Genomic DNA, 22,400 nt, shown 5'->3' with positions numbered 1-22,400 from the left:
GCGCTCCTTTTGTATTGTCCTCTGCATTATAAGTAGGCTTTTCAAACCTGTTCAGCCCGTCCCCTACAGCTTTCTTTCAGTCCGGCAGATGCGTCGTGGATGCGCCGTTATCGTTCGATGCATCCTTTGCGGCCTCGCCCGGCACGCGCTGCGCGTCCGCTTGCTGCACGTCCCAGCCGCCGCCCAGCGCCTTCACCAGCGCGACGGATGTCGTCATCTGCTGGCCGTGAATCTGCACGTCCGTACGCTCGCTCGTCAGCAGCGACTGCTGTGCGGTGATCACATCCAGATAGGCGACGAGTCCGCCCGAATAGCGGTCGTTGGCAAGCGACAGCAGCCGCTGCGCATCGGCGACAGCATCGCGCGACTGGGACGCGGCGCTGTCCAGCACGGAAAGCCCCGTGATGCCGTCCTGCACCTGCTGGAACGCCGTCAGCACCGTCTGCCGGTAACTGGCCTGCGCGGCCTTGTAGCCCTCGCTGGCGAAATCGACATTGGCCGCGCGCCGCCCGCCGTCGAACACCACCTGGCTCACCGCGGTACCTAGTGTCCACACCAGGCTCGGCGCGCTAAACAGGCTCGCGAGGTCCGTGCTTTGCCAGCCGATGCCCGGCGTCAGCGTCAGGCTCGGAAAGAATGCTGCCTTCGCGACGCCGATCTGAGCATTCGCCGCCGCCATCGCGCGTTCCGCCGATGCAATATCCGGACGGCGCTGCAGTACATCGCTCGGCAGGCCAAGCGGGATCGCAGGCACGGAATACTCAACCACTTTCGGCTCGATCGAGAACTGCGGGGCGGGCACCGCGACGAGCGCGGAGATCGCATGCGCGAACGCCTCGCGCTGTGTGACGAGAAGCTGCGCCTGAACGCGCGTCTGATCGAGCAGCGACTTCTGCTGCAACACGTCGAGCCCGGAAACGGAGCCGAGATCGTGCTCGGTCGTCACGTAGTCCAGCGCTTTCTGTTGTAACTGCACCGAGCGGTTCAATACATCGATTTCCGCGTCGAGTTCACGCAGCGAGAAGTAATCGGTGGCGAGATCGGTGGTGAGCACGAGCCGCGCATTCGCGAGGTCGTCGCGCGACTGTTCCGCCGACGCCCGCGCGCCCTCCACTTCACGGCGGATGCGGCCGAACAGATCGACGTCGTAGTTGATCGTCGGGCCGATCTGCAAGTCGTTTTGCACCATCGACTGGTTCGGCACCGTGAAGCTCGTGGCGGGCCGGTTCTTCGAAATGCGCTGCCGCGCCGCCGACGCCGACAGATCGACCTCCGGAATCAGCTGCGCGCGCGTGTTGGCGAGCGTGGCGCGCGCCTGCGCGTAATGCGCACTGGCGGCGGCGAGCGTCTGGTTTTCCGCGAGCGCCTGCGTTTCGAGCGTATCGAGCGTCGCGTCGCCGAACGCCTTCCACCAGTCCGGCGCGAGCGGCGCATGTGAGGGCTGCGCAAGACGCCAGTACGAATCCGTGCGCCACGTGGGCGGCGCGTCCGTCATCGGCGTCTTGTAGTCGGGGCCGACCGTGCACGCGCACAGCGTGGCCGCAAGAGCCAGCGTGCCCGTTCGCGCGGCAAGGATACGGGGATTCACGACGCCGCCTTGCTCTTGGCCTGGACTTGCGATTGCGGTCGCGTCACTTCGACATGGTCGCCGTCCTCGATCGAATCGCTCGGATTGATGATCACGCGGTCATTCGGTTCGACGCCGTTTTCGATTTCGAGCGTCTGCCCGAGATCCTGCGCAATCGTCACCTTGTGCAGATGCACGATGCCGTCGTTATCCACAACCGCGACGCGCGGCCCTTCCGCGCGGAACAGCAACGCATTGCCGGGCACCGTCAGCTGCGCGCGTGCGCCCGAAGGCAGCGAGACCTGCACATACGCGCCCGGCCTCAGCTTGCCGTCGGGATTACGCAGCGTCACTTCGACCTGCAATGAACGCGTCGGCACGTCGATGGCGCCGGAAATGTGCGTAATGCGTCCATTGAACTGCTGGCCCGGCAGTTCGGCCTGCGTGACCACCACGTCCTCGCCGACCTTGATGTTCTGCGCGTAGGCCTGCGGCAATTGCACAAAGACGCGCAGCGGGTCCGACTGCGCGAGCGCGAACAGCGCGCGGCTCGTGCCGCTGCCCGCGTCGATCAGATCGCCGACATCGACATTGCGTTGCGTGACCACGCCCGCGAACGGCGCGACGATCCGCTTGAAGCTTTCGAGCTGGCGCAGCCGCTTCACGTTGGCGTCGGCGGCGGCAAGATTGGCGACATCCTGCGAGTAGGTGCTTTGCCGTTCGTCGAGTTCCTGTTGCGAGACGGCGTCGCGCTGGCGCAGTTGCTGCCAGCGCTCGTAAGAGCTCTTCGCGAGGCCGAGGCTCGACTGGATCTGGTCGCGCTGCGCAACGGCTTGCGCAAGCTCCTGATCGATCTCAGGCGTATCGAGTTCGGCGAGCAACTGGCCTTCCTGCACGCGTGCGCCGATATCGGCATACCAGTGCAGCAGATAACCCGTCGCGCGCGCGAAGATGGGCGATTCGACGTAGCCGCGCAACGTACCCGGCAGAACCGTGACGCCCGCGCTGCCGTCCGTCTGCTTCGGCGTCACCACATCGACGTATTGCTTTGCGTTCTGCTGCGTGGTTTGCGCGACCGAGCGGCTTTGCATCATGTTCGCCACGACGGTGCGCAACGCGCCGATCGCCAGCAGGATCAGCACGATCACGACCGCGATCTTCGCGCGGCGCCATTCGCGATGGCGCGGCGGCAGCGCGTGCCCGTCCTGAGCGTCCCGCGCGGGAATCGCTAGCGAAGAATGCGTCTTTTCAGTCATCTCAATCGTCCGTGTTCGGGCTGCGTCCGTGCTCGTCGTCTCGACCATGTCGTCCATGCGCGTCACCATGCTGTTGCTCGCCGTGCTCGCGTATTGCCTTGCGATGGGCGAGCCGGCTATGAATGCCCGCGAACAGCAAGGGCACGAAGAAAAGCGTCGATACCGTCGCGAACAGCAGCCCGCCGATCACCGCGCGTCCGAGCGGCGCATTCTGCTCGGCGCCTTCGCCGAGTCCGAGCGCCATCGGGATCATGCCGATGATCATCGCAAACGCGGTCATCAACACGGGCCTGATCCGGCTCGCGCCCGCTTCGAGCGCGGCAGTGAGCGGCGGCGCGCCCGCCGTCAGGCGTTGGCGTGCGAACGAGACCATCAGAATGCTGTTCGCGGTCGCGACGCCCATCGTCATGATCGCGCCCGTGAGCGCGGGCACGCTCAGATGCGTGCCCGTCAGGAACAGCATCCACACGATCCCCGCCAGCGCCGCCGGCAAGGCGCTGACGATGATCAGCGGATCGATCCACGACTGGAAGTTCACGACGATCAGCAGATAGACCAGCACGATCGCCATCGCCACGCCGATGCCCAGCCCGAAGTAAGAGGTACGCATGGTCTGGACCTGGCCGCGTATCGCGATCTGGCTGCCGCGCGGCAATGTCGCGCGCGCCTGATCGACGAGCTTTTCGATCTTCCTGTCGACGCTGCCGAGATCGCTCCCCTCGACGCTCACGAACACGTCGATCACGGGGCGGATGTTGTAATGCGTGACCATCGCGAACTGGGTCTGCGGCGAGACCTGCACGAGATTGCCAAGCAGTTGCGTCGGCCCGGTCGAGGTCGCCGATACGGGCGTGCGCAACAGCTGATCCACCGATGAGATCTGATATTGCGGCGTCTGGACGGCAAGGTTGTATTCGACGCCGTTGCGCGGGTTGAACCAGAATCCCGGCGACGTCTGCGTACTGCCCGACAGCGAGATCAACACGTTCTGCGCGACATTGTTCGCGTTGAGATTCAACTGCTGCAAACGCGTGCGGTCCATTTGCAGATTGATGACGGGCTCGTCGAGCTTCTGCTGGATGTGCGCATCGACGGCGCCTGGAACGGCGCGGATCTGCTTGAGCAGCTTGCGCGCAATGTCCAGATTGCCTTCCTGATTCGCGCCGACGATCTGCACGTCGACAGCGGCAGGCAAGCCGAAGTTGAGAATCTGCGTGACGATATCGGCCGGTTGAAAAAAGAACTCGGTGCCCGGAAAACGCTGCGGCAGTATCGCGCGCAAGCGGTCGACGTAGCCGAGGCTCGGCTTGTGGTCTTCGTTGAGCGCAAGCAGGATGTCGCCGTCGAGCGTGCCGATCGTTCCGGCGTTGCTGTATGAGAGATTGATGCCGCTATAGGGCAAACCGAGGTTGTCGAGCACCGTGCCGAGTTCGTCGGGCGGAATCACCTCGCGCACCACTTTCTCAACCTGATCGGCGAGCCGCGCCGTTTCTTCGATCCGCGTGCCCGTCGGCGCGCGCATGTGCAGCCGTATCTGGCCGGCGTCGACGCGTGGAAAAAAGTCTTCGCCCAACACGAATACCAGGCCTAATGACACCACACAGAAGCCGAGGAACAGCGTGCCGAACAGACGCCGCCGCACCAGCAGGCTGCTGAGCACCATGATGTAGGCTGCGCGCATCGTCTCGAAGCCGCGGTCGAAACGGTGATACATCCGCATGAACAGATTCGGCCGGGCATGCGCGTCGCGCTTGTGCGCGTGACCCATCAGCAGCATCGCGAGCGTCGGCACGAGGGTTCTCGACAGCACGTACGACGCGAGCATCGCGAACACCACGGCTTCCGCGAGCGGCACGAACAGATAGCGCGCGACACCCGTTAGAAAGAACATCGGCACGAACACGATACAGATGCACAGTGTCGACACGAGCGCGGGAATCGCAATTTCGCCCGCGCCGTCGAGAATCGCATCGTGCAGATTCGTGCCCATGTGCAGATGCCGCTCGATGTTCTCGATCGTGACCGTCGCATCGTCGACCAGTATCCCCACCGCGAGGGCGAGGCCGCCAAGCGTCATGATGTTGATGGTCTGCCCGAGCGCATGAAGCGCGATCAGCGACGTCAGAATGGACAGCGGGATCGAAATGGCGATGATGCAGGTGCTGCGCCAGTTGCCGAGAAACAGCAGGATCATCGCGGCCGTCAGCGCGGCGGCGATCAGGGCTTCGCGAACCACGCCTTGAATGGCGGCTTTCACGAACACCGATTGATCGAATAGCGGCGTGACCTTGAGATCGGGCGGCAGCGCGGCTTCTGCGCCGGGCAGTATCCCGCGCAGCGTGTTGACGATCGACAGCGTCGACGCGCTGCCCGTCTTCAGAATCGAAATCAGCACGCCACGCCGGCCGTTCTCGCGCACGATGTTCGTCTGCGGAGAAAAGCCGTCGCGCACGTGCGCCACTTCGCGCAGATAGGTCGTCGCGCCGTTGACCGTGCGCACGGGAATGTCGTTCAGACCCGCGACGGTAGTGGGCGAGCCGTTCATGTTGACCGTGTATTCCTTCGGTCCGATCTTCGCGGTGCCCGTGGGCAGAATCAGGTTTTGCGCGTTGACGGCGTTGACGACGTCGAGCGGCGTCAGTCCCTTGGCGAGCAGCGCGCGGGTGTCGAGATCGACGGAAATCAGACGGCTCTTGCCGCCATAGGGATAGGGCACGGCTGCGCCCGGAATCGTCACGAGTTGCGGACGCAGGAAGTTGAGCGCCGTGTCGTTCAGGTCCTGCTCGGATAGACGCGGGCTCGATAGCCCCAACTGAATCACGGGGATGCTCGACGCCGAGTAGCTGATGACGAGCGGCGGCGTCGCGCCGGGCGGCATCTGTTTCAGTTGCGCCTGCTCGACGGCGACGGTCTGCGCGATGGCGGTCTGGATGTTCGCGTTCGGCTGCAGAAAGAGCTTGATGATCGAAATGCCCGCAAGCGATTGCGATTCGATGTGCTCGATGTCGTTGACGGTCGTCGTCAGGCTGCGCTCGTTGACGGACGTGATGCGGTTCGCCATGTCCTCGGCGGACAGGCCCGTGTAGTTCCAGATGATGCTGACGACGGGAATATTGATTTCCGGCAGCACGTCGACGGGCGTCGTGAACAGCACGAATGGCGTCGCCAGCACGATCAGTATGGCCATCACGATGAACGTGTACGGCCGCTTCAATGCGAGATTGACGATCCACATACAGGTGTTGGTATCCGAAAGAAGCGCGCGAGTGTGACGTGAGGCAGCGGCGTCAGTGTCTTGCGGCGCGTCCGCGGCAACCAGGTGTAAATGCTAGTGCGTACGGCCCAACGAACTGATGGCGCCAAAATGGCGGTTTTGCCATTTTCGGGTTTGAATGCTATTTCTCGTGCATGCGCGTATTACCGTCCGTTTCAGAGTGGGCGCGCGTTTTGCGGCACACGACTTGCAGGCATGACAGGCAATGGGGATCGCTATACTCGTTCCACTGTTCGACAAAAAGGCCAACATGAAGCGTTTTTCGATGATTCGCGAGTTTCATCTCGCCGACTGGTGTACGCTCGGCAATGCCGTGTGCGGCACGGGCGCACTGTTTTCGATGATGAGTTACATCGGCAGCGAGAACGTCATGCACGTGTATTTCGCCAGTGCGCTCGTGTTTGCGGCGCTGGTGTTCGACGTGCTGGATGGACGCATCGCGCGCTGGCGGCAGAAGGCTTCGCTGCTCGGCAAGGAACTGGATTCGCTAGCCGACGTGATCTCGTTCGGCGTGGCGCCCGCCATCATCGGCTACGGCTGTGGGATGCGCGGCCTGTACGACCGCGTTCTACTTGCGTATTTCGTGGCGTGCGGCGTGTCGCGGCTCGCGCGCTATAACGTGACGGCAGAGACGATGTCGGGCGGGACGGGAAAAGTGACACACTTCGAGGGCACGCCTATTCCGACATCGTTCGCCATCGTGCTGCTGCTTGCCATTGCCGCGTGGCAGGGGGCTCTCGGTCCGCAATTATGGTTCGGCGAATGGCGGATTGCAGGTCACGTGCTGCATCCGTTGACGCTGGTCTATGGCATTTCCGGATCGCTGATGATCAGCCGCATCCGTATTCCCAAACCCTGATTATCAGGTATGCAGTGCTCGATCAATTGCCATTGTAAACGGTGCGATTGAGCGTTTGCAGTTGCCCGTCACGCTCGGACTGGATCAATTGCTGGCGCACGTCCTGACGCGTCTCCGGGACGTTGCGGGCCCCTTGCGCCGCGCTACCCCAATTGACGCCGCCCTGACCCGTGTCTGCTGGCGCGGCCGATTGCGCCTGGGTCTGGTCCATCGGTTGGTCGGCCGGCATTTGTTGCGCGTATGCGCTCGACATGGCTGCTACGCCCGCCGTTACCACGAGGCTGAGAAGAAGTTGCTTCATTTCAAGGCTCCTTGATCGCGAGAGACTGTGCAGCGAATACAGTCGTCGCAGACGGCTCGCGGTGTCTGCAACGGCTGTGTCCACTTTACGCTTCAAGAGTGGCGCAACGCTGGCATAAGTATGACGAAGCTGCCAGATTCGCAACGCGCTTATGCGCGGCCTTCGAAGCCCAACAGTACATTGACGGCATTGATGCCGATCTCGTCGACCATGTAGCCGCCTTCCATCACGAAGAGCGTCGGCAAACCAAAACTCGCGAGCATTCCACCGACGCGCAGATAGTCCGGCGTGCGCAAACGGAAATGGCTGATGGGATCGCCCTCGAATGTATCGACACCGAGCGAAACGACCAGCGCGTCGGGCGCATGATCGGCGATTGCCAAACCCGCCTGCTGTAACGCAGGTGCGTACTGTTCCATTGCCGTGCCCTTCGGCAGCGGCAGATTGAGATTGAAGCCCAGGCCTTCGCCCCTGCCGCGCTCGTCGGCAAAACCCGAGAAGTAGGGAAACGATACGGCGGGATCGCCATGTATCGACACGAACAATACGTCCTTGCGGTCGTAGAAGATATCCTGGGTGCCGTTGCCGTGATGGAAATCGATATCGAGCACGGCGACGCGCTTCGCGCCTTGCGCGATGCACCGTTGCGCGGCAATCGCGGCATTGTTCAGATAGCAATAGCCGCCCATGTATTCACGGCCCGCGTGATGACCCGGCGGGCGGCACAACGCAAAGACCGCCTTGTCTCCGCGTGCGAGCGCATCGATTCCCGTCAGCGCCGAGTTCGCGCTCGACGACACCGCGCTCCACGTTCCTGCGTTGATGGGCGAACCTGCATCCATCGAAAAGAAGCCGAGCTTGCCGTCGATGAATTGCGGCATCGCCGTAGAGGGCAAGCCACGAACCGGCCATACGAGCGGCAGCGCCTGGCAGGTGCGGCCCGTTGCGGCCCACTCGTCCCATGCCGATGCGAGAAATTCGACGTAGCGTTCGCTATGGGCGCCGATATAGCACGACCGCTCATAGATGTTCGGCGCCAGAACATCGCCCAGGCCCGCCGCCCTGACCTGCTTCAGCACGGTCTCTGCGCGAATGGGCTTTTCGAAAGAATCGGAGACGGCGCCGTCCTTGAGTTCGACGCCTTGATGCAAGCGGTGATCGCTACTGTAAATAGTTTGCATGGTTCTGTACGCCGCACAAATGAACGCACAGTCTACCGTTGCGACACCGCGTTGCGAACGACGTCAGAAAAGATACAGTCCCGCGACGAAAATCGCGCCCGAGAACAGCAGCGCCGTCACGCAATAGCCCATGATGTCGCGCACGCCGAGCCCTGCAATCGCCAAAGCAGGCAGCGCCCAGAACGGCTGCGCCATATTGGTCCACGCTTCGCCGTAGGCAATCGCCATTGCGGACTTGCCGAGGTCGGCGCCGATTGCCTTCGCCGCCGGCATCACGAACGGGCCTTGCACGACCCAGTGCCCGCCGCCGCTCGGCACCGCGAAATTGATCACGGCCGAACTCAGGAAAGTCAGCAGCGGGAACGTGTGCACGTTCGCAATTTCGATGAACCAGTTCGTGATCACGCCCGCCAGACCCGAGTGGTCCATCGTGGCCTGAATGCCCGCATAGAACGGAAACTGAATCATGATTCCCGCTGTGCCGCGCGCCGCATTGCCAATTGCACGCGCGTAAGCCATCGGCGTCTTGTGCAGCAGAATGCCCGCTGCGAGGAAGACGATATTCACGGTATCGATGTCGAGGCTGAAGCCCTTCTTCATGAAGCGGATCACCAGATACGCGGCGATCAGCAGCGCGACCAGAACAGACAGAATGCGGCTCTCTTCAATACGTTCGGCCGGCGTGGATTGCGCGGTGATCTTGCGCTCCATCACGGGCTCGTCGACGAGCAGCGCGGGGTCGACCGAGACGACATCTTCGGCTCGCGGCATCATCGCGCGCACCAGCAGCGGCAATGCGACGATCAGCGCGGCGGTGATGAAGAGGTTGTATCCCGTGAAGAGCGTCTGCGATACGGGAATCAGGCCAATCACTTTCTCCATCGGATTGCCTTTGGTGGCCGCGACCAGCGGCACCGAGCCCGACAGGCCGCCGTGCCACGTGAGGAAGCCCATATACGCGGCCGCGACCAGCAGCCGATAGTCCACGCCGCGCACACGCCGCGCCACTTCTCGCGCGAACATGGCGCCGAGCACGAGACCGAAGCCCCAGTTGATCGCGCAGGCCACGCCGCTCACGAATGCGACCAGCATCGTGCCTTGCGCAGGCGTCTTCGCCACGCCGCCGAGCGCCGACAACGCCCGCTTGACCGGCCCCGACGTCGCCAACGCATGCCCTGTAACAAGGATCATCGCCATCTGCATCGTGAATGCGAGCAGATTCCAGAAACCGCTGCCCCACATGAAGACGAGATCGCCGGGTGATTGGGGCGTCAGACCCAATGCCAGCGCAAAGGTAATCGCCGTTAGAAGCAGCGCGAAAATAAGAGGATCAGGCAGAAAGCGATGAACCACCTGCGTAAAGAAGCGGGCAATACCTTGAATCACGACGTCTCCGGCACTTGTTGAATTGTTCGTTGGATGCGCGCGAGATTCTGCCACAGCTATGCGTAACGAGTCGGCGAACTGCACAAGCAGCCGCCTTACGTTCTATGGGAGAGGAATCAATACAGAGGTGGCGCTGAATTAAAGCTTTCAACGACCTTAAAGATATGAATGAAACGTGCGCCGTGGTTGACGGCGCATTCGTTTCAATGCCCCAGATAAGCGGCCTTGACCATTGGATCATTGCGCAACTGCACTGCCGATCCATGCGTCGCGATGCGGCCGTTTTCCAGCACGTAGCCGTAATCGGCGACGTTCAACGCGGCGGCCGCGAACTGCTCGACGAGCAGCATCGTCACGCCCTGCTCTTTCAAACGCTCGATGATTCGAAACACCTCCTCGACGAGAATCGGCGCGAGTCCCATCGACGGTTCGTCGAGCAGCACGAGGTCCGGGTTCAGCATGATCGCGCGCGCCATCGCGAGCATCTGCTGCTCGCCGCCCGACAACGTGCCCGCCAGCTGATTGCGGCGCTCCTTGAGGCGCGGAAACAGGTCGATCGCGCGCTCGAGGTCCGCATTGATGTCGCCGCGCGGACGCGCCCAGGTCAAACGTGGAAACGCGCCTAGCAGCAAATTGTCGGTGACGGTCATCGTCGAGAACACGCGCCGTCCCTCCGGAGAATGCGCGAGACCGAGCCGCGCAATACGGTGCGAGTCGAGCGAATCGATGCGTTTGGCGGATGCGCCTTCGCCCATTGTGATCTCGCCTTCGCTCGGACGGATCATGCCGGACACGGCACGCATCGTCGTCGTTTTGCCCGCGCCATTCGAGCCGATCAGCGTGACGACGGAAGCCTTCGGCACGTCCATCGAAATGCCGTGCAGCACCTGAACCTTGCCGTACCCCGCGTGCAGATTGCGGATCGATAACATCGCGTGTTCCCCATTCGTGGCGTTGTCGTCCGATCGAAACGCGTGCTCAGGCGGTCACGCCGCCCAGATACGCCTCGATGACTTTTTCGTTTTCCTGGATCTCCGACGGCTTGCCCTCGGCGATCTTCTGCCCGAAATCGAGCACCGATACCGTGTCGCACACCGACATCACGACGTCCATGTGATGCTCGATCAACACTACGGTAATGCCGTGATCGCGGACCTTGCGAATGATGCGCACCAGTTCCTTGATATCGGGCGCGGTGAGGCCGGCCGCCGGTTCGTCGAGCAACAGCACTTGTGGATCGAGTGCCAGCGCGCGGGCGATTTCGAGCAAACGCTGCTTGCCGTACGGCAGATTGCGCGCCTCTTCCGCTGCGACATTCTCCAGACCGACGAAGCGCAGCATGCCGAACGCACGCTCGCGTGCCGCGCGCTCTTCCTGACGGTAGCGCGTCGTCATCAGGCCGATATCGGCGAAGTTCGAGCGGAAGGTGTGATGCAGACCCACCAGCACGTTCTCGAGCGCGGTCATTTCGCCGAACAGCTGCACGTTCTGGAACGTGCGCGCGATGCCCGACAGCGCGATCGCAGAAGACGTGCGCCCCGCGATCGATTCACCGCGATACTCGATCGCGCCCGCAGTGGGAATATAGATGCCCGTCAGCACGTTCATCATCGTGCTCTTGCCCGAGCCGTTCGGTCCGATCAGACCATGGATCGTGCCGCGCCGCACGTTCAGGTTCACGTTGTTCAGCGCCTTCAGGCCGCTAAACTGCATCAGCACGCCGCGCACGTCGAGGATCGTTTCGTGGCCTTTGGCTTGCACGTCGAGCACGGCGTCGGCGGTGATTTCCGCGGGCTTGTCGGTGTCGACCGTCACGGTGCGTACACGGCCATGCGTGAAGAACTTGCGCACGAAACCGACCACGCCGTCCTGCAGGTAATAGACGACCAGCAGAATCATCAAGCCGAAAATCGTCAGCCGCCAGTCGGTCAGCGCGTCGATCCAGTAAGAGAACACCGCCAGGCCAACGGTGCCGACGATCGGAATCGCGACCTTGCGCGGCGTCACGCTCTTGCGCGCTATCGAGAACAGCGCGCCCGCGATCACGACAACGGCAAGCGCCGTCGCGACCATGCGGAACATCGAGATGTCATCGAGCAGCTTGGGCAGCAATACGATGATCGTCGAGCCGATCAGCGCGCCCGTGCGGGTCTTGCGGCCGCCCATGATGATCGCGAGCAGGAACAGGATAGTCAGCTCGAAGTTGTAGGTGTTGGGCGAGATGTACTGTTCCGAGTACGAATAGAGGCAGCCCGCAAGCCCCGCAAAGCCCGCGCTGATCACGAACGCGTAGACCTTGTGCCGGTACACCGAGACGCCCATGCAGTCGGATGCGATCGGGCTGTCGCGCAGCGCTTCGAATGCGCGGCCCAGGTGCGATTTCAGCACGCGATGCACGACCACGAGCGACACCACGAGCAGCGCCGCGACTACCCAGTAGTATTGGGTTTCATCGAGCCTATGGCCGGCGATCACGGGCTTCGTGATCTTGATGCCCATCGGCCCGCTGGTGAGAAAATCCATTTCGTTGATCAGGATCTGGATGATCGTGCCGAACGCGAGCGTGACCATCGCGAGATACGGACCGGACACGCGCAGTGCCGGCAGTGCGAGAACCGCGCCGAACGCGGCCGTCACGACGATCGCCATCGGCACGGTCACATAGAACGGCATGCCGAGCTTGATGAAGAGCACGCCCGCCGTATAAGCGCCGACGCCGAACAGGCCAGCGTGTCCAAGCGATACTTGCCCTGTGTAACCGACCACGATGTCGAGACCGAAGAGCAGGATCGCGTAGATCATGATCGTCTCGACCAGGTGGATGTAATACGGATTGCCCGACAGCACCGGGAACACCGCGAGCGCGACCAGCCCGAGCAGCGCGCCGATGAGGTTTTTCTTTTTCACGGCGGACCTCACACTTTCTTGATCGCGGTTTTGCCGAACAGACCTGCCGGACGCAGCGCGAGCACGATAAGCAGCAGCACGAGTCCGGGCACATCCTTATACCCCGTCGAGATATAGAAGCCGGTGGTCGTCTCGGCGATCCCGAGTATGACGCCGCCGACCACGATGCCAAGGCCGCTCGACAATCCGCCGATGATCGCCACCGCAAAAGCCTTGAGGCCGAGCACCGCGCCCATCGTCGCGCCCGTCAGCGTGAGCGGCGCGATCAGTACGCCGGCAAAGGCCGCCGTCAGCGACGACAGCGCATACGAGAAGGTGATGACGAGGCCGGTGTTGATGCCCATCAGCGCGGCGGCGTCGCGGTCGTTCGAGGTGGCGACCACTGCCTTGCCGAAGATGCTGCGCCGGTTAAAGAACTCGACGGCCAGCATCAGCACCAATGCGCCGCCTACGACGAGCAGTTCCATCGGCAGCACGTTCGCGCCGAACACCTTGATGGGCGCTTCGGGCAACGGCGACGGAAAGCGCAGATCGTCGCGGCCCCAGACGTTCTCCGCGACGTTCTTGAAGATGATGCCGAGCGCAATGGTCGACATGATCCAGCCGAACTCGGACTTGATCTTGATCGCGGGCCGCACGCCGATCCGTTCGACGAACGCGCCCTGCAACAGGCCAAATACGCACACGAGAGGAATCATCAGCCAGTAGTTGACGCCCAGCGTGACGAGCGTGAGACCCACGAGCGCACCGAGCATCAGCGCGTCGCCCTGGCCGAAGTTCAGCGTGCCGGATGTCGCGAACGTGAGCTGGTAACCGAACGCGATCACGGCATAGATCATGCCGAGCGCAATGCCGCTATAGATGAGCTGAAGAAGAATGGCCATAGTCCAATTGCCTCGATCGCAACGCCCCGTGAATGATGCCGTGAGCCATGCAGCACAAAGCCGCCCCCGCCGGTCGGGCGGGCGCGGCTTCGAATTTCATGCCGTGCTCAGTTTGCGGATGCCTGCTTGGTGCGCAGTTGTCCGCCGCCTTTCTTGTCGGCGTCGTACGCGTAGATCACGCGGCCGTCCTTCACTTCGCCGACGACGGGCACGTTCGGGCTGATCGCCTCGTGGTCGTCGTGCGAGAACGGTTTGTCGTACACCATCACGACGCCTTCGACCTTCGTATTGAGGTTTTCGAGCGCGGCGCGCACCTTCGGGCCGTCCGTCGTGCCTGCCTGCGTGATTGCAGCGGCGAGCAGATAGACCGAGTCATAGCCTTGCGCGGCCGACACGGGCGAATCGATCCGGTTGTTCTTCGGCTTGAATTCCTTCATGTAGGCTTCGATGAAGGCCTTGCGCTTCGGCGTGTTCGGTTCCTGGATGAAGGTCTGCGGCATGCGCGCGCCTTCGCCATTGGCGCCGGCATTGTCGATGTAGTTCGCCATCGACAGTGTCCAGCTGCCTATCAGCGGCACCTTCCAGCCGAGCTTGGCCATGCCGTTGGCGATCTGCGCGAGTTCGGGTCCGATGCCGTAGGTCAGCACGGCTTCCGCGCCCGCGTCTTTCGCCTTGAGCAACTGGGCCGTCATGTCGACGTCCTTGATGTTGAACTTCTCGACGGCAACCGGCTTCACGCCCTTGGCGGCGAGCGCCTTTTCCAGATCCTCGCGGCCGAGTTGTCCGTAGTTGGTCGAGTCGGCGAGAATCGCGACCTTCTTGAAGCCGCGCCTGGTCACGGCTTCTTCGACGATCATCGGCGCCTGAATGCGGTCGGCGGCTGCGTTGCGGAACACGTAGTTATCCGGCTGATCCGCGAACTGCTTCGTGACGATACTGCCCGTTGCGACGTTGTTGAATACGGGGATTTTCGCTTCCTGGAAGAAGCGTTGCGACGCGAGCGCGACACCCGTGTTGATGTAGCCGACCACCGCGACTACCTTTTCCTTGTTGATGAGTTCCTGCGCGATCTGCACGCCGCGTTCGTTCTTTGCTTCGTCGTCGCGCTCGACGAGTACGATCTGCCGGCCCAGCACGCCGCCTGACTTGTTGATCTCAGCGGCCGCGAGCCGCACCCCGTCGCGCATGCTGACGCCCATCGACGACGAACCGCCAGTGAAAGGACCGTCGACACCGATCTTGATCGGATCGGCTGCATAGCCACCCGTTGCGACCACACACAATGCGAGCGCAGCAACAACGCTCTTCAGGCGAAGTACCATGTTCGTCTCCGTAGCATGTTCTTTATTTTCGACGGGCGCGGGCTGTCTCCCGACGCCGCCTGATCCGTATAACGGCGTGCTTTATATCGCCTTCATACGAAATGGCAACCTAGTATAGAAATCGTAAGCTTTTTGCCACTATGCGGAGTTACCCGTAAGGGGCAACACATTCAGTGCGCTTACGCACGTAGGCACTGTGTCGGTGCAGGTGCAACGAGTGTTGGTTGTGCGTGCAACGGGGAATGGATGCGCGCCTGGCCGGCATGCGGATGTCGGCTAACAGGGGTGATGAAGGATTACGGGTCAGAACGACAGGTCAAAGACCCAGATCGCTCAACGCGGGATGATCGTCGGGGCGACGGCCGAGCGGCCAGTGGAACTTACGCTCGCTTTCCTTGATCGGCAGGTCGTTGATGCTCGCGTGACGATGATGCATCAGGCCATCAGGGCCGAATTCCCAGTTTTCGTTGCCGTATGAGCGGAACCAGTTGCCTGCGTCGTCACGCCACTCGTAAGCGAAGCGCACCGCGATGCGATTGTCCGTGAAGGCCCACAGTTCCTTGATCAGACGGTACTCGAATTCCTTGCTCCATTTGCGTTCGAGAAACGCACGCGCTTCTTCGCGGCCTTGCACGAATTCGGCTCTGTTGCGCCACCATGTGTCGGTGGAATAGACCAACGCGACTTTTGCGGCGTCGCGTGAGTTCCAGCCGTCTTCGGCCAGGCGTACTTTCTGAGTAGCGGTCTCGCGCGTGAACGGTGGCAGCGGCGGACGGACTTCGGTAGTGCTCGACATCGACTTCTCTCTATGTGAATAGTGACGGTGTGGGTCATTATTCGCGAATGCGAGGGGTTGTCGTGTCGGGAAGCTTGAGGTTTATTGGATTTGCACGGCGAGCGTGTGATCCAGGGAGATGAATACCGACACCGGTTGTGGCGCGGCCCCGTAGCAGGCGAAATCACGATCCGCTCCGCGCACCGGGGGTAGATTCCGTCGCAAACGGCCCTGGCGGCAACGTATCAACGCCCGCCAACTCGAGCGGATCGGTCCAGCTTATGGGTTCTTACCGTAGTTGTACGCGTTCAGCCCCCCCCCCGGCCCAATCGGATCCTTCGATATGAACCGTCCGGCGCTGGGATCATAGTACCTGTGCCGGTTATAGTGCTGCTCCGTCTAGTCGTGAGTGCCTACACCGTACGCAGACCATCTAGGAATTGGTCAAAAGTCTCGCAGACAAAGAACTTGTCCTTAGTATCCGCAGTGACCTGAAACACTGCACCACCGTCAGAGGGCGACGTCGAGATATAGAAGATGTTGCTTCCCTGATCGTATGCAAACGGAATGGCATTCGAAAGGCCAAAATCCTCTGCCAGATCTTTCCTCACCGCCTCAATTTTCAGCGCTCCATACTTCATTGGAAAGAAACCATGAAAAGGGAACACGTGGTCTCGGCCTGCGACCTCTTCCACGTCGACCGGAAAACCTCCATTGTGTGCGAGGTAATGCCGCTTGAACGCTTCTGGTAAACGGAACTGCGCGTTTTTTTCAAACTCGCACAGGTCATTGTGAGACAAAGTCTGTTCGGTGTCCTCGTATTGCACGCTTATCTCCTGCACGGGTGTGTGTAGGGCTGGCCAGTCGCGGCCTGATACTGGCTCACGCCCCCCGCATGCTGAATTCCGGTATGAGCCTCCTGCTTCACAAGCTGCATTGTGCCCGTGTTCGTCTCGGGATTGTAGTTGTCAACGTGATGCCAAACATAGCCGCGTGGGGTTGACTTCTGCCCCAGTGCGGACATGGATGCATTCTGAAAATCCGTTCCGTAATCACCAGAGTATGTGATCGTTTGGATCGGATTCACTCCGTTCTTGTCATAGAGCGCATTACTACCAGAATAGTCGAGGCCACCGTTATCATTCTTGATCACGCCGCTGAATCCACGATCGGCAAGCTTCTGGAGAGGGCATGTTGCAAGCCCAAGCGGATCAACCCACCCGACCGGGTTCGACGCGTATTGATAGACGTTAATTCCGCCCGCCAGCCCAATAGGATCCTTACTGACAAACCTTCCCGCATACGGATCATAGTACCTGTGCCGATTGTAATGCAGCCCCGTCTCATCATCTGCCTGCTGGCCCTGAAACCTTATCGGATTGCGCACTTGCGCCTGAGTCGCCGCCGAGACCCGGGCAATCACCTCTGCCGCTTCACCCCACGCCTTATAACGCCCCTCCCAGACAATCTCACCTGCGTCATCCGTGAGCATCTGCGGCGTGCCGATCACATCGCAATGATAGTAATACACCTGCGCCAGCCCGTTCGGCGTCGACACTTTCATCAGCGGATCATCTTCCGGCGTATACCGATCCGACTCACGCCGCTGCGGCGTCTCTAATCCCTCGACAGGCGCAGCGACAAACTGCGCGAGCGGCACGAACGATCTCGCTTCATACACGTAGTGCGTACTCTGCGATCCCGCAACTTCATACGCCAGCCGATCGCCATCCCAACCGAACACCGTCCTCTCACCGTCGACGTCTTTAGCAATACGCCGACCGAACGCATCATAAAAGTACTTCGCCTGCCGCGCACCAGCAGAACTGCGCACACTCACCGCACCGAGCCGGTTAAACTCATCCCACTCATACCGCTGCTCGCTGCCCGGCGACTGCTTCGCAACGAGATTGCCGCGCGCATCGTATTCGTAATGCTCGCCCGCATACTCCTTCAGCAGATTACCGACTACCTTCGACACATTGACAGGCAATGTATTCGACTCATACCCGCCCCCCGGGCGCGCATGACGCGGACTGCCAGCATCGACGATATTGCTCGCCGGATCGAACGCGAATCGCTCGGTCGCAAGCGGACTGATAGCCTCGATCAGCCGGCCAACGGGATCGTAGCCATACGTCGTCACGCCCCGGCGGCTATCGTCGATCTCCCTGATCTGTCCGGCCGCGTCATACCGATACCGCCGCGCGGCGAACATCGCAGGCGCATCACGACGCCGAAGCGACTGCATATCGACGCGCCCAGCCATGTCATAGTGCGTCGCCTGCTCGATCGTGTTCGACAGATTGCGCTGCGTCTCGCGATGCAGATCGTCGCGCTGGAATCCTATCAACTCGCGCCCATCCAGCATCATGCCGTGCACATGCCCGGACCCGTACACCAGCCAGTCAATCGTGTGACCATCGGGTCGCACGGTCTTGATGCGCGTACCGATTTCGTCGTACGCGTGATGCCACACATAGCTGCGGCGCTCGCCGAATAACTGATACGCGTGGTGCTCGCGCACCAGATTGCCCACCGCATCGAAGAAATGCTGCGTGTGGCTCACGTCGTTGCGCGCATCGACAAGACGGCCATTGCCGTCATACGCCAGGCGCATCTCGCTCGCGCCCGCAGTGCGGCGCGTCGTGCGACCCGCGGCGTCGAAGGCATAAGTCGTTTCGAGTCCCGCTTCCTCGGACGACTGCAGACGTCCGCTTTCAGGTTCGTATCGGTAACGAACCGAACTGCCGTCGAAACCTTTCTGTTCGAGCAATCGCCCGACAGGGTCGTAGTGGAAGCTGAACGTCGCGTGATTCGCATCCGTCAATGCCGTGAGGCGCCCCAGCCTGTCATAACGGTACGAGAGCGTGTTACCCAATGCATCAGCGCGCTGCGCAATGCGCCCCGCCCCGTCGTAGACGAAGCGAGTCATGCGGCCCAACGCATCGATACGCGCGAGCAACCGGCCTTCTGCATCGTATTCAAGCTTCTCGGTACCCGCCGGGGATTCGACGGCCGTCAACTGTCCATTGCTGGCGTATCGGTATGAGGCCCTTTGACCCGCCGCGTTCTTCTCCTCCAGCAGACGCCCACGTTCGTCGTAGCGCCATTCCGTTGTCTTGCCCGAGCAATCGGTATAGCTGGTGAGTTGCCCCGCCGAGTTGTATTCCAGCTTCTTCGCGCCGCCTTTCGCGTCGACGATCTGGACGGGCAAGCCCAGCCCGTTATAGCTGTACTTCGTTTCGTGCCCAAGCGGATCGATTTGCGCGACCACATGACCCGCGTCGTCGTATTTGCGTTCCCACCGGTACGAAAGCGGATCGACAGTCGCTGTCATCTGATCCTTGCCGTCGTACTCCATGCGTACAACGCTGCCGTCCGCGCGAATCTGCTCGACCATGTTGCCGCGAGCGTCATATGCAAAACGCTCGGCGCTGCCATCCGGAAAGATGTGCTGCGTCAGATTGTGGTGAGCATCGCGATAGAACCATTCTTCGAGTCCGTCGGGATGAACGATCCGATACGTGTAGCCATCGATATCGAAGTAGTGACGCGTCACGCTACCCATCGCATCTGTAACATGCACGAGACGGATGTCCGGATGCCAGGCGAGCCGCGTTTCATCGCTGCCGTCGTCGGCATACTCGCGCACGCATTTCGACTTCGCGTCGCGGCCATCCCATTCGAGATTCATGCCACGCCCTGTGCGATCCGTATAGCGCGTCACGAGATGGTGTCGATAGACATACTCACGACGGTTGCCATAGCGGTCCGTCGCTTCGATCAGATCGCCTTGCGCGTCGTACACATAGCGTGCAAGCGTTTCGACGCGCTCGCCTTCGCCGTCGACATGGACCGCTTCCGTGATGCGTCCCGCCGCATCGTGCGTAAAGACGACGCTCGCCGCCGACGTGCTGATTCGCGTCAACCGGTCCGACGTGTCATACACGAGTGTGATCTGATTACCCGTTCGATCCTTGATGAACGCAAGGCGGAACATGTCGCCGCGCTGTTCATAGGCTTCGAGCACTTCATGCCCGCGCAGCACCGTTAGCCAATGGTCGTCGAGACGGGCCAAAGTCAGGTCTTCGCTGCCGTCGTCATGTGTTTGTCCCGCCTTTAGCAGCGGATAGTCGATGCTACGGCCCGTAGGATCGTGATAAACAAGCTTCGTCGCGTCGATATCGAAACGCGTCGTGTACGGAGTGATCCAGCGCGCGCCGAGTTCGCCTTCGTCGTAGGCATCGAGGAAAGAACGATACGTGCGCGTCCAGGCAATGGGCATTGCGCCCGGTAGCACGAAGTCGTCGTGATCGAAACGTTCGTCGCCGAGCGCGTAGCCAATTGAAGCACCACTGCGCCCAAGGCCGCAGCTCTTGCAATCGTTCGCACCGGGATGCCGCGCTTTTGCTTGCGCGGACAGCGTCTCGAGTTCGCCTTCCGTCTTTTTCAGCTCAGCTTCGACTTTGCCCGCCGGCTTGATACCAACGGCCTGTGAACCCCGATGCTGTTGCGCCGCCCGCCATTTCGCGACGGCCATCGTCAGCATGTTCAACAGCCACATCAGTCCGCCGACGTCCGCGCTGTTGAGCCCTTTGATTTTCGTGGTCACGAGCGGAACGGCGTGACGCGCTTCCGCCGCCAAGGCTTTCAAGCGTTGATTGGTGGAAGGCGAAATCGCGTTCGCCGCCTGGGTCGCGAGATTGGCCGTGTCCTTGACGAAGACCTTGCCACCGTCCTTCAGATAAGACCACAGATTCTCTGCGACCTTGCCTGCGTCGTGCGCTGCGAAGCCCGCCGAGATCTGGTCGAGATGCCGGTCAGCCGCACGATAGTTGCCGGACGTATCGAAGAGACTGCCCGATGCCGCGCGCTCGAAAATTTGCGCCAGCCCTTCGAGCAACTGTTGCGCATGATTCGCGCAATCGTTCAGCAGTTCCGCGAGCTTCGACTGCACTTCCTTGACGAAGCTCTCGATCTCGCCCGCGAACTTCGCGCTCAGATGCGCGACCATCGCGGAGATCACCGCGTCGGCGATCATCTGCGCGCCGCCTTCCGCGACGGCCCGGCCGCTCTTCATCAGTTCTTCGCGCGCCAGCTTCATCATGGGCCGCGCGCCCATGCGAAACTCGCCCATTACAGGCGGCACCGGAATCACGCCGATCAGATCGATGCCGAGATTCAGGTAATCGAAGGCGTCTTTCGATTGCGACTGCATCAGCCGCTTGATATCGAGCACCACGTCGATCGCCGAGAGAATGTTCGAGACGACGGGGATCACATTCGCGAGTTGCTCGACGCGTTCGAGCGTGACATAGCCGTCGCTAACGCTCTTGAGCCAGGTGTCGAACTGCTCGAGCGCGGAGGCCGCGTCTTCCTTCGCGATGGTGGCGAGTGGCGCGATTGCGACTTCAGTTTGCTGGACAGGGATCGAGGCGGCTGCGCTCATGCTGGATCAGTCGGTTATTGCGTTATTGTCGAAGAGAACGTCATCGCGACGACGGGCATTGCGGACGTGGTCACTTTTCCATGCATCCCGTCAGGCGAAGCCTTTGAGGGCAGGCAATGCACTGCGTGCGGACTGCGCGATCGAACTGACTTCTTTCGCTGCGCCAGCTAACTGATTGGCCTGTGCAACCGCCGCGCTCGCCTGCGCAGGCAGCGCGTGCGTCAGTGCGTTTTGCATGACCCCTTGCGCCTGGCTCTGCGCAAGCGACGTGAGTCCGCCCATGCCCGCCGCCGATCCCGCACCCGCGACGCCCGGCAACAACGATGCCATTTGCGATGCAGCGGCGGTATCGCCCGAGGCCGTCAAAGGCGCGGCTGGCCACTGTGTGCTCTTGAAGTAGTTGGCGGGCTGCGACGGGTCACGCGGGTCGACGCCGAAGCTCACTTGCGCGGCGCCTGGCGGCAAACCGCTGACGGACGTGCGGCCACTCGCATCGAGCGCGCCCTGGCGCAGCACCGAACCATTCGCGTCGAGCACAGAGAACTTGCCGCCTTTGACGGGCTCGCCATTCGCGTACTGGTGTAGCAAGTCGAGTTGCCCCGGCTGATCGGGCCGCGCGGACGGCAGCGGATAGCCCTGGCTCGCTGGCCCCGCAAACGCGTGCTGCGCGCCCTTGATATCGATCTTGCCGGGCGCATGGATCTCGATGTTGCCGCCCTTGATGCGAATGTACGCACCCGCTGCCGTCACGAGAATGCCCTGATCGGCGGCGGCTTCGATTTTCTCGTTCGCGGACAACAACTTCAGCGTCTTTTGCGCGGTGATCTCGACGTTATCCGACTGCGCCTGCACTTCGACCTTGCCCTTCGCCGCGAACAGCTTCATCCCCGCGTTCTGCACGAACAGGCTGATCTTCTCGCCGACACTCGCAATCAGCGACTTGCCCGTGGCAATGTGCGTGCTCTGGCCGCTGACCAGATTCATATGTTGCGTCGATGCGAAATGCGCGGACTGCTGCGTCGACATCGCCAGACCTGATGGCGTCGCGAACAGCATGATGGGTTCCTTGAACGCGTTCGCGTTGCCCGTGCCACCGCCTGCCGTGTTGCCGCCCGCGCCTGTTCCTGCGCCTGTTCCTGCGCCTGTTCCTGCGCCTGTTCCTGCGCCTGTTCCCGCACCGCTGCCCGCGACGCTGTTCTGCGTCGCATCGCTGAACGCCTCGAGCGCCTGCGTGCC

Annotated in this window: 16 protein-coding genes; 1 reads left to right on the top strand and 15 read right to left on the bottom strand. The window is 61.5% G+C overall.

Annotated elements, in window-relative coordinates; genetic code table 11:
• Positions 1-76 precede the first annotated feature (76 nt).
• Genes KFO72_RS32125 through KFO72_RS32115 form a run of 3 tightly spaced genes read right to left on the bottom strand, consistent with a single transcriptional unit; the run spans position 77 to position 6,058 of the window.
• Positions 77-1,588, bottom strand: a complete 1,512-nt coding sequence (locus KFO72_RS32125; protein WP_225033806.1) for an efflux transporter outer membrane subunit — start codon at positions 1,586-1,588, stop codon at positions 77-79.
• The gene (locus tag KFO72_RS32120) at positions 1,585-2,823 is read right to left on the bottom strand and encodes an efflux RND transporter periplasmic adaptor subunit (RefSeq protein WP_225033805.1); all 1,239 of its coding nucleotides are present in this window, start codon (positions 2,821-2,823) and stop codon (positions 1,585-1,587) included. The genes KFO72_RS32125 and KFO72_RS32120 overlap by 4 nt, the downstream gene beginning before the upstream one ends.
• A 1-nt stretch (position 2,824) precedes the next feature.
• Positions 2,825-6,058, bottom strand: a complete 3,234-nt coding sequence (locus KFO72_RS32115) for an efflux RND transporter permease subunit (protein ID WP_225033804.1) — start codon at positions 6,056-6,058, stop codon at positions 2,825-2,827.
• Positions 6,059-6,347: 289 nt separating this feature from the next.
• On the opposite strand from KFO72_RS32115, the gene KFO72_RS32110 reads away from it, so the two are divergent.
• The gene (locus KFO72_RS32110) at positions 6,348-6,956 is read left to right on the top strand and encodes a CDP-alcohol phosphatidyltransferase family protein (RefSeq protein ID WP_225033803.1); all 609 of its coding nucleotides are present in this window, start codon (positions 6,348-6,350) and stop codon (positions 6,954-6,956) included.
• 22 nt (positions 6,957-6,978) lie between these two features.
• Here the strand turns inward: KFO72_RS32110 and KFO72_RS32105 are convergent, their stop codons facing one another.
• From KFO72_RS32105 to KFO72_RS32050, 12 genes are all read right to left on the bottom strand, one after another.
• A complete protein-coding gene (locus KFO72_RS32105) occupies positions 6,979-7,257 on the bottom strand; it encodes a hypothetical protein (protein WP_054931939.1) in 279 nt (92 codons plus the stop codon).
• 149 nt (positions 7,258-7,406) lie between these two features.
• Complete coding sequence (locus KFO72_RS32100; protein WP_060607598.1) at positions 7,407-8,438, bottom strand: histone deacetylase family protein; 1,032 nt, start codon at positions 8,436-8,438, stop codon at positions 7,407-7,409.
• A 63-nt stretch (positions 8,439-8,501) separates the two neighbouring features.
• A complete protein-coding gene (locus KFO72_RS32095) occupies positions 8,502-9,824 on the bottom strand; it encodes a TIGR00366 family protein (protein WP_062917825.1) in 1,323 nt (440 codons plus the stop codon).
• Between the two features lie 203 nt (positions 9,825-10,027).
• On the bottom strand, positions 10,028-10,756 hold the full coding sequence (locus tag KFO72_RS32090) for an ABC transporter ATP-binding protein (RefSeq protein WP_054931936.1): 729 nt from the start codon (positions 10,754-10,756) through the stop codon (positions 10,028-10,030).
• A 46-nt stretch (positions 10,757-10,802) separates the two neighbouring features.
• Positions 10,803-12,731, bottom strand: a complete 1,929-nt coding sequence (locus KFO72_RS32085) for an ABC transporter permease subunit (RefSeq protein WP_225033802.1) — start codon at positions 12,729-12,731, stop codon at positions 10,803-10,805.
• Between the two features lie 8 nt (positions 12,732-12,739).
• Positions 12,740-13,615, bottom strand: a complete 876-nt coding sequence (locus KFO72_RS32080; protein WP_035995333.1) for a branched-chain amino acid ABC transporter permease — start codon at positions 13,613-13,615, stop codon at positions 12,740-12,742.
• Positions 13,616-13,722: 107 nt separating this feature from the next.
• A complete protein-coding gene (locus tag KFO72_RS32075) occupies positions 13,723-14,937 on the bottom strand; it encodes an ABC transporter substrate-binding protein (protein ID WP_054931934.1) in 1,215 nt (404 codons plus the stop codon).
• Positions 14,938-15,253: 316 nt separating this feature from the next.
• The gene (locus KFO72_RS32070; protein WP_224101892.1) at positions 15,254-15,733 is read right to left on the bottom strand and encodes a DUF1348 family protein; all 480 of its coding nucleotides are present in this window, start codon (positions 15,731-15,733) and stop codon (positions 15,254-15,256) included.
• 258 nt (positions 15,734-15,991) lie between these two features.
• Positions 15,992-16,057, bottom strand: coding sequence for a hypothetical protein (locus KFO72_RS42150; protein WP_318248526.1), 66 nt, complete (start codon positions 16,055-16,057; stop codon positions 15,992-15,994).
• Positions 16,058-16,125: 68 nt separating this feature from the next.
• Positions 16,126-16,539 (bottom strand): SMI1/KNR4 family protein, encoded by a 414-nt coding sequence (locus KFO72_RS32060; RefSeq protein WP_225033801.1) that lies wholly within the window; start codon positions 16,537-16,539, stop codon positions 16,126-16,128.
• 2 nt (positions 16,540-16,541) lie between these two features.
• Positions 16,542-21,164, bottom strand: a complete 4,623-nt coding sequence (locus KFO72_RS32055) for an RHS repeat-associated core domain-containing protein (protein WP_225033800.1) — start codon at positions 21,162-21,164, stop codon at positions 16,542-16,544.
• A gap of 90 nt (positions 21,165-21,254) precedes the next feature.
• On the bottom strand, positions 21,255-22,400 hold a 1,146-nt coding region (locus KFO72_RS32050), incomplete at its 5' end, for a DUF2345 domain-containing protein (protein ID WP_225033799.1).

Origin of the sequence: Paraburkholderia sp. XV (genome assembly GCF_020177535.1) — a bacterium.
Classification (GTDB): Bacteria; Pseudomonadota; Gammaproteobacteria; order Burkholderiales; family Burkholderiaceae; genus Paraburkholderia; species Paraburkholderia caribensis.
The sequence above is the reverse complement of the archived record's forward strand: the minus strand, read 5'-3'. Positions and strand labels throughout refer to the sequence as shown.

What these genes read in the sequence shown, in the direction of transcription:
- KFO72_RS32120 (WP_225033805.1), bottom strand. Translation starts at nt 2,823, where the DNA reads ATGACTGAAAAGACGCATTCTTCGCTAGCGATTCCCGCGCGGGACGCT.
- KFO72_RS32115 (WP_225033804.1), bottom strand. Translation starts at nt 6,058, where the DNA reads ATGTGGATCGTCAATCTCGCATTGAAGCGGCCGTACACGTTCATCGTG.
- KFO72_RS32110 (WP_225033803.1), top strand. Translation starts at nt 6,348, where the DNA reads ATGAAGCGTTTTTCGATGATTCGCGAGTTTCATCTCGCCGACTGGTGT.
- KFO72_RS32105 (WP_054931939.1), bottom strand. Translation starts at nt 7,257, where the DNA reads ATGAAGCAACTTCTTCTCAGCCTCGTGGTAACGGCGGGCGTAGCAGCC.
- KFO72_RS32100 (WP_060607598.1), bottom strand. Translation starts at nt 8,438, where the DNA reads ATGCAAACTATTTACAGTAGCGATCACCGCTTGCATCAAGGCGTCGAA.
- KFO72_RS32090 (WP_054931936.1), bottom strand. Translation starts at nt 10,756, where the DNA reads ATGTTATCGATCCGCAATCTGCACGCGGGGTACGGCAAGGTTCAGGTG.
- KFO72_RS32080 (WP_035995333.1), bottom strand. Translation starts at nt 13,615, where the DNA reads ATGGCCATTCTTCTTCAGCTCATCTATAGCGGCATTGCGCTCGGCATG.
- KFO72_RS32075 (WP_054931934.1), bottom strand. Translation starts at nt 14,937, where the DNA reads ATGGTACTTCGCCTGAAGAGCGTTGTTGCTGCGCTCGCATTGTGTGTG.
- KFO72_RS32070 (WP_224101892.1), bottom strand. Translation starts at nt 15,733, where the DNA reads ATGTCGAGCACTACCGAAGTCCGTCCGCCGCTGCCACCGTTCACGCGC.
- KFO72_RS32055 (WP_225033800.1), bottom strand. Translation starts at nt 21,164, where the DNA reads ATGAGCGCAGCCGCCTCGATCCCTGTCCAGCAAACTGAAGTCGCAATC.